General features: G+C 36.0%; 12 protein-coding genes. All 12 read right to left on the bottom strand.

The window, feature by feature from the left end; all coding sequences use genetic code 11:
- Positions 1-393 precede the first annotated feature (393 nt).
- A complete protein-coding gene (locus tag B151_RS0100245; protein WP_020401571.1) occupies positions 394-1,341 on the bottom strand; it encodes a UDP-glucuronic acid decarboxylase family protein in 948 nt (315 codons plus the stop codon).
- Complete coding sequence (locus B151_RS0100240) at positions 1,334-2,659, bottom strand: UDP-glucose dehydrogenase family protein (protein WP_020401570.1); 1,326 nt, start codon at positions 2,657-2,659, stop codon at positions 1,334-1,336. The genes B151_RS0100245 and B151_RS0100240 overlap by 8 nt, the downstream gene beginning before the upstream one ends.
- A 323-nt stretch (positions 2,660-2,982) precedes the next feature.
- A complete protein-coding gene (locus tag B151_RS17585) occupies positions 2,983-3,732 on the bottom strand; it encodes a sugar transferase (protein ID WP_020401569.1) in 750 nt (249 codons plus the stop codon).
- Between the two features lie 120 nt (positions 3,733-3,852).
- Entirely contained in the window at positions 3,853-4,383 is a 531-nt protein-coding gene (gene rfbC, locus B151_RS0100230) for a dTDP-4-dehydrorhamnose 3,5-epimerase (protein ID WP_020401568.1), read from the bottom strand.
- Positions 4,376-5,251 (bottom strand): glucose-1-phosphate thymidylyltransferase RfbA, encoded by an 876-nt coding sequence (gene rfbA / locus B151_RS0100225; RefSeq protein ID WP_020401567.1) that lies wholly within the window; start codon positions 5,249-5,251, stop codon positions 4,376-4,378. The genes rfbC and rfbA overlap by 8 nt, the downstream gene beginning before the upstream one ends.
- Before the next feature lie 38 nt (positions 5,252-5,289).
- Complete coding sequence (gene rfbB, locus B151_RS0100220; protein ID WP_020401566.1) at positions 5,290-6,336, bottom strand: dTDP-glucose 4,6-dehydratase; 1,047 nt, start codon at positions 6,334-6,336, stop codon at positions 5,290-5,292.
- Positions 6,333-7,136, bottom strand: a complete 804-nt coding sequence (locus tag B151_RS19245; RefSeq protein ID WP_020401565.1) for a glycerophosphodiester phosphodiesterase — start codon at positions 7,134-7,136, stop codon at positions 6,333-6,335. The genes rfbB and B151_RS19245 overlap by 4 nt, the downstream gene beginning before the upstream one ends.
- A 73-nt stretch (positions 7,137-7,209) precedes the next feature.
- Positions 7,210-8,355, bottom strand: coding sequence for a glycosyltransferase (locus B151_RS0100210; RefSeq protein ID WP_020401564.1), 1,146 nt, complete (start codon positions 8,353-8,355; stop codon positions 7,210-7,212).
- Positions 8,348-9,493, bottom strand: coding sequence for a glycosyltransferase family 4 protein (locus B151_RS0100205; RefSeq protein ID WP_020401563.1), 1,146 nt, complete (start codon positions 9,491-9,493; stop codon positions 8,348-8,350). The genes B151_RS0100210 and B151_RS0100205 overlap by 8 nt, the downstream gene beginning before the upstream one ends.
- Positions 9,494-9,504: 11 nt before the next feature.
- Positions 9,505-10,278: a glycosyltransferase family 2 protein gene (locus B151_RS17575; protein WP_020401562.1), complete on the bottom strand. Its 774-nt coding sequence runs from the start codon at positions 10,276-10,278 to the stop codon at positions 9,505-9,507.
- Positions 10,279-10,308: 30 nt separating this feature from the next.
- On the bottom strand, positions 10,309-11,745 hold the full coding sequence (locus tag B151_RS0100195; RefSeq protein WP_040516362.1) for a lipopolysaccharide biosynthesis protein: 1,437 nt from the start codon (positions 11,743-11,745) through the stop codon (positions 10,309-10,311).
- Between the two features lie 44 nt (positions 11,746-11,789).
- Positions 11,790-12,956, bottom strand: coding sequence for a CDP-glycerol glycerophosphotransferase family protein (locus B151_RS0100190; RefSeq protein WP_083909838.1), 1,167 nt, complete (start codon positions 12,954-12,956; stop codon positions 11,790-11,792).
- Positions 12,957-12,974: the final 18 nt, after the last annotated feature.

The following is a 12,974-nucleotide window of genomic DNA, read 5'->3' as shown; positions in this document are numbered from 1 at the left end:
TGCTTGATAAATGGTATGGCCCCAATTCACACCCTCCGCCTGCGTTCGCTTTCGCTCTCTTCGGCACCTCCCTCAAGGGAGGACTTCTTGAATATCGAACCGTAGAACATTGACCTCCTCGGCCTGCCCCGAGCATTCGTGGGCAAGGAGAAGGACGCTTTGGGGAGAGTGGTTCTGTGATCCATTTCAGGAAGCCTTATAATGAATCCCAAGCAATGTAACCCTTGAGGCCCATCGCGGTGTACTTCCCAGCTCGCCAAAGCAGCACCACACTCGTGGTGAAAGCATTATGGTTCTTTCGTTATGCATGACGGAACCGCTGATTCGATTACAGTTATGCGATCCCTGTACTTGTAAGGCTGTTCACTAAACTATTTTTAGTCTTACAACCAGTTACTTTCCTAATACAGCTTTCTTGAAGTATTCTAATGTCTTATATAAACCTTCTTCCCGTGGATATCTTGGTTCCCAATCCAGCACTTCTTTTGCTCTTGAGATATCGGGTTTACGAACCTTGGGATCATCATTAGGGAGTTCCTGGAAGGTAATTTTACTTGAGCTCCCCGTTAATTCGATGATCTCTTTAGCAAAATCAAGAATAGAAATTTCTTGTGGATTTCCAATATTTACAGGATCTGTATATTCAGACATGGTTAACCGGTATATCCCTTCTACCAAGTCATCAACATAAGTAAACGAGCGGGTCTGTGAACCGTCGCCAAATACGGTGATATCATCTCCACTTAAAGCTTGCGACATAAATGCCGGCAGTGCTCGCCCATCATTGATTCGCATTCGGGTTCCATAGGTATTAAAAATACGAACGATACGGGTATCCACCCCATGATAGCGGTGGTAAGCCATGGTCATAGCCTCGGCAAACCTTTTTGCCTCATCATAAACACCGCGGTCACCGATTGGGTTTACATTTCCCCAATAATCTTCTTTTTGAGGGTGTACAAGAGGATCTCCATATACCTCACTCGTTGACGCAAGCACAAAAGTAGCGCCTTTTGCTTTTGCCAACCCAAGTGCTTTGTGTGTACCCAAAGAACCGACCTTGAGAGTTTGGATAGGCATTTCCAAATAATCGATAGGGGATGCCGGGGAAGCAAAATGTAAAATATAATCCAAATCACCGCTCACATGAATGAAGTTGGTCACATCATGATCGATAAAATGAAAGTCTTCATGCCCGTACAGGTGGGCTATGTTATCAGGATTACCGGTAACCAGATTATCCATAACAATAACCTGAAAACCTTCTTTGATAAATCTGTCTGTAAGATGAGAGCCCAAAAAGCCGGCTCCACCTGTAATCAATACTCTTTTTTTAGACATGAACTTCGGGCCGGCCTACACTGATGTATGTTATGTTTGCTTCCCGGGCTTTATCCAGATCATACAGGTTTCGTCCGTCAAAAATAATAGGACTTTCCATATACTTATGGAAGTGCGTCAGGTCAGCAATTCGGAATTCGCTCCATTCTGTACATATAACCAACGCATCTACGCCTTCTTTTGCTTTTGCTGGGCGATCTACATACTCGGTATTTTCATTGACTCTATCAGAAGCAGCTTCTTTAAATGTTTGAATAGCTTCAGGATCATAAGCTTTTAGTTTAGCCCCTCTTTTTACCAATTCATCGAGCAGATATAACGCCGGAGCCTCGCGAATATCATCGGTTTCAGGCTTGAACGCCAATCCCCAGACACCAAATGTTTTACCGCTCAGATCATCCCCGTAAAACTTGGTAATTTTAGGCACCAGAGATACTTTTTGGGCTTCATTTACCTTCATGACCGAATCCAGGATCTTAAAATCATATCCCAACTCATTAGCGGTATAATGAATAGCTTGTACATCTTTTGGAAAGCAGCTTCCTCCATATCCTATTCCCGCAAACAAAAATCGTTTTCCAATTCTGGAATCAGTTCCAATACCTCTTCGAACATTATCCACATTGGCCCCTACTTTTTCACAAATATTGGCGATCTCATTCATGAAAGTGATCTTTGTGGCCAAAAGAGCATTGGCAGCATATTTGGTAAGTTCAGAACTACGCTCATCCATGATGATGATTGGGTTTCCACTGCGGACAAATGGGCCATAAAGGTCTTCCATGATTCCGGCAGCCCTCTCGCTGGAGGTTCCTACTACTACACGCTCAGGCTTCATAAAATCATCAACAGCTGCTCCCTCTCGTAAAAACTCAGGATTGGAAACCACATCAAACTCAACCTTCGCATTCTTTGAAACCCGCTCTCTCACTTTATCAGCGGTACCTACGGGAACGGTGCTCTTGTTTACAATCACTTTATAGTCTTCGATCATACCACCCAGATCTTCTGCCACTTTCAATACAGCGCTAAGATCAGCTTGGCCATCGGCTCCCGGAGGGGTTGGAAGACATAAAAATATTACCTTGGCATTTTTTACCGCTTCTTCCAGGTTCGTAGTGAACTTCAGGCGTTCCTCTCTAATAGAACGATCAAAAATAGGCTTCAGTCCCGGTTCATATATTGGAACTTCCCCGTTCCTCATTCTTTCTACTTTATTCTCGTCGATATCTACGCAGATAACATTATTCCCCGTTTCTGCAAAGCATGTGCCGGTTACAAGTCCTACATAACCGGTTCCAACAACGGCAATATTCATATGATTTTCTTGTTTTGAATGTCAATTTTTGAAAGCGTCAAAAAATAGGGATTTATATACTTCTAAACATTCTTTTTTGTTTAGGATTCTTCATACGTATTGTTGATGAACCAACTGCAACTCAGATTCCTATTTGGATGATCGAGCCTCATTAAACCTCAGTAGATTTCTCGACTTTGTTTCATTCATAAGTGCGCACTTCACAACGTTCGAAATCACAAATTGGGTAAGCTTATTCCGTGGAGCCGAGACCATTATTCGAACAAAAAAAAGGCCGTCAAAAACGGCCTAAAATAACTTCAGCATTCACGATTCGATATCTTTCAATGTGCATTTGTTTTAAAAGTCACCATCTGCTTCACGGTCAGGAACAGAATCTTGATATCCATCCAAAGTGATTGGCGTTCAATATAGATCAAGTCCTTATCCAAACGTTGACGCATATGGTCAACATCGAGCGTCCCCCCGCGGAAGCCGGTAACTTGCGCATATCCGGTGACACCGGGTTTTACCATATAGCGGTAATAAAAGTCTTCAAAAGTATTATTCCAGTATTTACATTCATCCACAGGATAAGGGCGAGGGCCGATCAGGCTCATTTCTCCCTTCATCACGTTGATAATTTGAGGGAGTTCATCAAGGTTTGTTTTTCTGAGGATGCTTCCAAATGTAAAGATCCTGTTATCTCCTCTTTGAGTAATATCTGGTTCTCCTGCCTTTCGGTTTTTTGTCACATTGTGCATCGTACGGAACTTATAGCACGTAAAAACATGGCCGTTTAGTCCGGTTCGCTTTTGTTTAAAAATGACATTCCCTTTAGAAGAAAACTTTATTCCCAGGGCAATAAATGGAAAGGCAACCATAAAAAGCACAAAAGCAATACTGCCCAACATAAGATCCAGTGCCCTTTTGCCCCAGAACTGTTGATTAACGGGAGAAGGAATCTGATGATATCCCGCCGGAAATCCGTTTTTTCGGCTTTCCTGCTTTTCAACTCTGTATTTGTTAAGGATATTGTCTCTAACTGTGGGGGAAGCTTTCTCTAACAAGCTTGCGTCTGCATTTCCACTCATAAACATCTGATTTTAAATAAGACAAGTACTGTACTGCCCGTTCAATTATCTCTATGATCTAATCAATTAAAGAACAAATATCAGGAGATTTTCTGGGATTAGCAAATTGTTAAGAAATAATTATATCTCTGAAAAGCCTTTGAGCTGTTTATCCTTCATTGAAACAATCTTATCAACCTCTGGCCATTTAATATTTAGATATGAATCATTCCAAATTATTCCTTCCTCATCGTCAGGTTGATAATAGTCCGTACATTTGTAAACAAAATCAGCTTTTTCTGAGATTACACAAAATCCATGCGCAAACCCTGGAGGAACATACATTTGTAAATTATTATTATCGTTTAACTCTTGTCCATACCATTGACCATAAGTTGATGAGTTTTTTCGAATATCAACAGCAACATCAAAAACCTTACCTCTACGAACACTTACCAATTTTCCTTGGGGATACTCTTTCTGAAAATGAAGCCCTCTTAACACGCCTTTAGTAGAACGCGACCAATTATCTTGGACAAAATTTTCCATTATACCAATTTCTTTATATCGACTACTCTGCCAAGTTTCGAGAAAGAAGCCTCGGTTATCTTTAAACACTTTGGGTTTAATTATCAGCAACCCCGGTAAAGGTTCTTTTACCACTTCAAGCATTATCAAATCCTATTAAGGATAATAAGTATTCCCCATACCCACTTTTAATCAAAGGCTTTGCAAGCACTTTTAGTTGTGACTTATTTATATAGTTCATACGCCATGCTACTTCTTCCGGACTTGCAATTTTCAATCCTTGTCGCTGTTCAACGGTTTGCACAAAGTTAGAGGCCTGAAGCATTGAATCGTGAGTACCTGTATCTAGCCAAGCTGTTCCCCGTCCCATTAGCTCAACTGTTAATTCTTGATTTTTAAGATAGATCTTATTTAGATCAGTAATCTCAAGTTCTCCCCTGGCCGATGGTTTTAAATTCTTAGCTCGTTCTATCACATGGTTATCATAATAGTATAAGCCAACCACCGCATAATTGGATTTTGGAATTTCAGGTTTTTCCTCAAGACTTAACACTTTTCCATTTTCATCAAATTCAACAACCCCATACCGCTCAGGATCTTGTACATTATATCCAAACACCGTTGCTCCAGATTCTAATTGAGCAGCTTTTTGTAGTTTTTGAGAAAGCCCCTGACCATAAAATATGTTATCTCCTAATATCAAAGCAACTTTATCTTCCGCAATAAAATCTTTTCCGATAATAAAAGCCTGGGCCAATCCTTCGGGCTTTGGCTGCTCTGCATAACTTAATTCTATCCCCCATTGAGATCCATCTCCTAACAATTCTTCAAATCGTGGAAGATCATTAGGTGTTGAAATCACCAAGATCTCTCTAATTCCGGAAAGCATGAGTGTAGATAAAGGATAGTAGATCATCGGTTTATCATATACCGGGAGTAATTGTTTGCTTACTACTAATGTATTGGGATGAAGTCGAGTTCCTGCTCCACCGGCAAGTATGATTCCTTTCATATTGAAATATTGAATTATCGGGATGAATCTTAAATTATTTAAGCTGTACCGAGTCTTTTGAGATCGTAGTTATTTTCGGTGACTGCTTCACACCATTCGATGTTATCGAGGTACCATTGAATGGTTCTCTTTATGCCAGTTTCAAAGGTTTCTTCAGGTGTCCAGCTAAGTTCTTTTTTTATTTTTGAGGCATCTATGGCATAACGAAAATCATGTCCCGGACGGTCGGTTACAAAACTGATCTGATCTCTGTAATCAACCCCTTTAGGTACCAATTGATTCAAGGTGTCACAAATAGAGTGAACCACTTCAATGTTCTGCTTCTCGTTATGTCCACCAATATTGTAGGTTTCACCCGGTTTACCTTTTTCTACTACTTTTAATAATGCGCGGGCATGGTCATCTACATAGAGCCAATCCCGTACATTTTCACCGGTTCCATACACGGGAATATCTTTACCCTGCAATGCTTTTAAAATCACTACCGGAATGAGTTTCTCCGGAAACTGATACGGTCCATAATTGTTGGAGCAGTTAGTTATCATGGTTGGTAAACCATAAGTGTGATGCCACGCTCGTACCAAATGATCTGAGGAAGCTTTACTGGATGAGTATGGAGAGCGAGGATCATAAGGGGTTTCTTCTATGAAAAAACCGGTCTCTCCTAATTCGCCATAAACTTCATCGGTTGAAACATGCAAAAATCGAAAATTCTTTCTTCTTTCACCTTCTAACTCCTGCCAATACTGCTTAGCTTCCTCTAATAAAATATGCGTGCCATTTACATTTGTTTTTATGAATTCAGCAGAACCGTCAATAGAGCGATCTACATGAGATTCCGCAGCGAGGTGCATGATGACATCCGGTTTGAACTCATTGTAAATCCGGTTAATTTCTTCTGCATCACAAATATCCACCTGTTCAAATTGGTAGCGGGCTGAATTAACAACGGCTTCCAACGATTCTAAATGCCCTGCATAGGTTAGTTTATCAACGTTAAGAACTTCATGATCTGTTTCATTTATGATCATTCTGACTAGTGACGAACCTATAAAGCCTGCTCCGCCAGTTACTAGGATTTTCATTGATTAAATATTTTTGGGTTGTCAGTTAAAATTCCATTCAATGTGCAATTCACGATTCTATCTAATTCATCCTTTGAATTAACAGTGTGTAAAAATAATTTTGTTGGTTTATTACTTAAAATTTCACATAAATAACTTTCTATTTTATTTTTTTCTTCAATTATAAAATCTACAGTGTACTTCATAATAATATCATCAATATATATATCATGGAAATGATGTTTACTCAAAACAATTCCTCTTGCAATATCATTATTTAAATAATTCAATTCGACAATAAATTGTGGAGTAACTGATGAAACCGAGACAAAATTATTCATATTAAATTCATTAATTTCTTTAATCAATAATTCTACTCTTTTTTTTGCAGAAACTTCTATGGAGTTCTGTTCTTTTATCTCGATCATAACGGCAAGTCTTCCTTTACAATAATTAAGTACTTCATGTAAAGTTGGGATCTTCTCCCCCTTAAAATCATCGGAAAACCACACACCGGCATCCAATTTTTTTAATTCTTGCAAAGTAAAGTCTTTTACTTTTCCAATTCCATTTGTCGTTCTTCCCAATGTATCATCATGAAAAACAACAGGTACTAAATCTTTCGTAAATACAACATCTATTTCTACTATATCTGCATTCTGATGATAAGCCTCTCTTACTGATGACATAGTATTTTCAGGAGTCCTAATACTAGCTCCTCTGTGCGCTATAATCAAAAAATCGCTTGAATTTTCTTTGTATGTATTTACCTCAAGATGTAAATGCTTTATGGGTTTTTCCGAATCTTTATCTTCAAACAAATTGCATGAGATTAACAAAAATGGGATAAAGATAACGCAAATATGTGTTGATAAAATTTTCACTTTATAAATATCAGCATGATATATTTTTATTTATCATGTTTGTGAATAACCGATCATACTCATCCGCTATTTGTCCCCATGTATAAGTATTCCGAATTCTCTTTCTTGAATTTTTTTGTTGACTGAAGACTCTTTGAGGTTCTGAATCAAGTCTTTGCACTGCATTAGCAATGCTTTTGGGTTCTTTTTTGAAATACGTACCGTACTCCTCATCATTCAAAACTTCTCTACTAAAAGGAGTATCCAAAGCAAGTATTGAACAACCATATGCCAAAGCTTTTAAAAGAGTTGGATTTGTTCCTCCATATTCATGACCATGAATATATACATAAGCATTGGCATATAACTCCATTAGCAACTCTTGATCATAAACGTATCCTGTAAAAATAATTTTATCAGAAGCTTGAGCTTTAAGCTTATCCGCATAATCGTCTTTGTAAGGTACATCACCAACGATAACAAGTTTTTTATTGGTTTCTGCTTTTTTAAAACCATTAACTATGATATCGGCATTATTATCAGGAATCATTCTACCAACAATCAAATAATAACTATTTTTTTCTAAACCAAATTTTTTAATTTTATTAGTTTTATCGCTAAATCTTTCATGTGCTCCGTAAGCGATTACTATAGAATCAGCATCAAATTCATCCCTGTAAACTCTTTGCATTTCTTTAGAATCGGATATCAATACATCAAATACTTTAGTAGCAAGTTTTGAGGCCCAGTAGAAATATGTTGAACCTATTCCTTTCCATTTTGGCCTAAGCCATTCAAGGCCATCTGTAATAATAGCTGTTCTAACTCTAAATAATTTTGTTAGCAATCCAAATGGACCATTTGCAGTATTCACATAAAGTATCACATCATATTTCTCAATGAATATTGCATGCAATGTAGATATGAAACTGTTAAATAATTGCCCGAATCCCTTTCCTTTCACCGTGGGTATGTAGTGTAAAAAAATACCGTTTACTTCCTTTGGCTGTTCATCAAATAAATGGGAGTGACAGTATACATGAATTTCATATGCCTCAGAAAGAAGCTCAAATGTTTCCTTAACAAATGTTTCATATCCACTGTAAACATGTGGATAACCACGAGAGCCTATTATTGCTATTTTATTTTTAGTCTTGCCCCTATTCTTTTTAAACATCAGAAACAGATTGAATAATATTATTCTTAAAAGATGGTAAGGAGAATTCACTTTCAAGCCTTACTCGTCCATTTCTTCCATACTCAAGCCGTCTATCTTGATTTTCAACGAGTGGACTTATTAACTGTGCTGCTTTTTCAGCATCATTCCATGGTATGTGAATCCCTGTTTTTTCATTTACGACCATCTCCAATGCACCGCCATGTTTAGTTGCTACAACTGGTAATGACATGCCCATTGCTTCTAAAACTACAGTTGGAAGTGGATCCGGAAGTGTTGAAGGCAATACAAATAAGTCAAACCCTTTAAGTAAATTTGGAATGTCTTTTCTAAAACCAAGATCATAGACAACCTCATTAAGACTAAATTGATCTTTTTTTTCCTTTAGTTCGTCATATATATACTCATAACCAGGAAATGCGTCACCTACCATCACGAATTTAACATTATCATGTTTTTTTCTAAGGTGGTTTGCGATTTCTAAAAAATAGCCTTGTCCTTTCCAATGATGGACTCGGCCAACCATGCCAATGACCACATCATTTTCTCCTAATTGAAGTTCATTCCTAAGAGTAGATTTAGAAATATTGAAATCTTTTAGTGGTAAACCATTATAAATAATATGAATCACACTTTTATCATGACTATATAATTGATCCCAATGCCTTTTTACAGGGGTGGAGACTGCAATCGCCTTATCTGAAAAATTTTGGATCATATAGCCCAAAAATTTTGCAAAAATACGGGGAGATTCTATTATTTCATGAATGTGCCACAGATGTTTTACGCCATAAATTTTAGTTGCAATTGCACCACATAGAACAGCAGTTGTATTCGAATACACCAAATCAAAATTCTCTTTTTTTATCATCTGTCCAATTTTAAAAATTGCACGACTCAAGGCAAAGATACGGTTAATCAAACCAATGGGATTTTGATATTTTCGGCGTAAAATCCCCAATTCCATGATGTTCACCTTACAACCTTTGCTTCTCAGCTCCTTAACTAAAGGCCCCTCTTCAGGAAGATAAACATGGCACGAATATCCTGTTGATATTAATGCATCAATAGCAAAAAGCATAATTTTTCCCGAGCCATAAAGGTCTCCGGCTGAATGGATAAACAATATTTTTTTCATACTAAGCCTTATTATCTTTTAATAAAATTAAAGACTTTTTGTTTGAAATGATGAATTTTGGCTCCAATTGTGAGATAATAAAAATATACAAGCCAAGCATGCCAACCGTATCCATATTCTTTCTTAACCTTGATATCCTCTTTTTTCATCTTTACGACATGATCAACAGTTTTAGAAGCATCATGTAATCGATAATTTGCTAAAGGTACTGGCATATATGAAAACTCATATTTATCACTGATCCGAAGCCAATACTCATAATCCATAGTATAGTGTAGGTCTTCCTCAAATAGTCCACATTCTTCAAGTACCTCTTTTTTTAAAAAAACCGATGGCTGATAAATGAAATTTTTTCTTTTTAGTTTATTCTTTGAAAAATTTCCGGTCGTTTTTTTCCTGGTAACAATATCCCTTTCATTTATGAAATTACAATCTCCATAGAGTACATAGTTAGACTTATTTTTTGAGAAAAATTCTGCAACTAAATTCAAGGTATTCGGCTCATAAGTATCATCAGAACAAAGATAAGCCCATATATCACCGGTTATTTTAGAAAGTCCTTTATTTATTGCTTCTGTTTGACCATTATCTGGTTCGCTTACCCAAAAATTCAACTGATTTTCATACTTTTTAATAATATCAACTGATCCATCTGTTGACCCGCCATCAATAATAATGTACTCGAGATTAGGATAGTTCTGATTTAATACACTTTGGATGGTACGCTCTAAAAACTCTACTTGATTATAAGAAGGTGTAACTATCGAAATTTTTGGAAAATCCATTTTTAATCTATGTACTACTTATTTGAACTGTTAAGACAAGTTTTTTATTAAAAAACTATTTTGCTTCAATTCTTTTCTAAATATGAAATAGGTTACGAATATAAACATACAAAGAACTGAAACTGTTACTGCTATTATCAAATCAATATTTAATGAAAATTCATAAGCATATATAATTGCACTCATTAATAATCCGTTGATCAATAGATAGCAAATTAGTTTAATTTTATCGGTAGATGATAATTTGAAAGTTCTACTTGAGTAAAAATAAGCAAATAGCATTTGTCCCAAATACGTAATCATAGTAACCACTGACACAGTTATATAATTGGTTACCGGAATAATGAGGGAGAGCATTAAAATATTAACAATGAATACAAAAGCAGCACTTTTAACGTATAATTTATTTTGTTCGTGAATATAAAATGAGCTTGAAAAGATATAGTAACCTGCTTGAAAGATATAAGAAAAACAGAAAAACGGAGCAATTAGCATTGAGTTTATATAAGAATCCTTTTCCAGATAGGATAGAATTGGATAACCAACCATTATTAAAATAACTGATAGAAAGATTCCAACAACTACAACTGCCTTGAATACAGTAGATACCATATCCCGAAAATTATCTTTCATATAATTTTCGTTTACAAAGGGCAACCAGGCCAATGTAAATGGGGCAACCAACAGTGCCCCTACAAAGAGCGAAAGTCGATTTGACATCCCAAGAATCCCTACTTCATCCAAAGACTGGCCAAATAAGCCAAGTGCATACCTGTTACTGGATGCTACAAAAATTACAATTAATGCTGTACTAAGCAGGGAAGCTCCAAATTTGAATATTGATTTTAACAGATCTTTGTGAACTTTTATTTTTATGTACCCTTTAATCAAAATCAGCCCTAACAAGAAGGAAAACGTTATACCTATCAATCCTGCAATAAGAAATGCTAAATAGGAGAGATCTGTAAGCTTGATCAATATATATGTACCTAATAAGTAAATAATTATATTAACCAGTGTGACCAATAAAAAGGCCTTTGCTTTATGTTTAAGCCGAAGTACACCTAAAATAATTGATCTTAAACTGTAAAAGGAAGATATCCCTAAAACAAGAAGAAAAGATATTATATCCGTTTCTATTAGAATAGCATAACCAAAATAAAAAATGACCCCTAATAAAAGATCTATTGCTATAACAACTAAAAAACAGGCTGTTATAACTTCCTCAAGAGAATAATTTTCTTCTGTTTTTATGCCACCAAACCGCTGTACCGCTGTAATCATACCCCATCCAAAGATTACAGAAATAATATTTTTTGTGGTTAAAAATAAATCAAGTGTTCCAAATTCACTAGTCGATAAATAAGTGAAAATTATAGGAAGAAATAAGACCTGCACCGAACGGTTAAGGAACTCACTCACCCCATAAACGGAAATATCTTTAATTAAGGATCTTAATTGAATCAAGGCAGAATTTATATGATACTTTAGTGACTTCTATTTGATAGGCTTTATAACTTTTCAACTAAATGATATACGCGTTCACAATAATTACCATCTGTAAATTGGTGAAATAATTTTTTGATCTTATTTCTACTTTCTTTGTAAGAATCTTTTCCATCAAGGAAGGCAATGAGTTCTTCTTTCAATTCTTCTTCTGTTTTACAGATTGGTCCTATTTCAACCGTTAGACTTTCTACTTTATCATATAGCCCTGTGTCTTCTTTCGTATAGTCATCAAACCTGTAAAATATGATAGGACGGTCCAATAACATATAATCAATATAACAACTTGAATAGTCTGTTATGAGTATTGAACTTTGTTTTAAAAGTTCCTGAGCATCTAAAGTGTCAGGCCCTAATTCCTTTATTGCTTTAGATTCATAAAATTGATCTTTTGCTACATTATAATGGGGTTTATGTATCAGGCATGCATCATACGAAATCAATTTCTTTTGAAACATGTCATCATCTAAAAAGGGGGTCTTGGCTTGATTACCTCTTCCAAACTTACGGTGGGTGGGCAAATATCCAATTATTGATTTTCCATTAAGTAATTTTTGGTGACCTGAATATTCATTATTCAGATTTTCAAAAAAGAAATCATTTCTTGGGAGCCCCGTACTTTCTATTCTATCGGTATGAAAAGCTGATTGCAATATTGGATTAAAATACTGGGACGTACTAAGTGTTACATTAGCATCTTCCCACTTAAAACCCGCAACATATTTGTTCCAAAGTCTATCAAAAAAATGCCCTCTCTTCTGATCCTTACCATCATAATCATAAATAATTTTTTTTAGGGGCATACCATGAAATAAATTTATAATAAATTTCTGATCCCCTTTATAAAAATACATTATATCTATTCGGGAAGTACAAAATATTGCTGTTGCTGCTTTTAGTACTTTATAAATACCCTTGGGGGAATAGTTAAGAAAAACAGGCTTATTATTTTCTTTTAACTCACGATATACTTCATAGCTCCTTGTAACCCAAAAGCATTCCTTATTTGAATGCTTTAAGTAATATTCGAAAAGATATTTAGAATTTTCTGAATAAAAGTCACCATTGCCTCCACCGAATACTATGCTGTTTTTATCGATGTTTATCATTTTTCTTAAATGACGAGCAATTATTCCACAAAAAAGATAAAAGAATTTAGAAATCTTACTCATATTCTATAATGATAAGCT

The sequence above is a fragment of the Gracilimonas tropica DSM 19535 genome (genome assembly GCF_000375425.1).
Classification (GTDB): Bacteria; Bacteroidota; Rhodothermia; order Balneolales; family Balneolaceae; genus Gracilimonas; species Gracilimonas tropica.
Note: the sequence above shows the minus strand (reverse complement) of the source record. Positions and strands in the feature narration are given on the sequence as shown.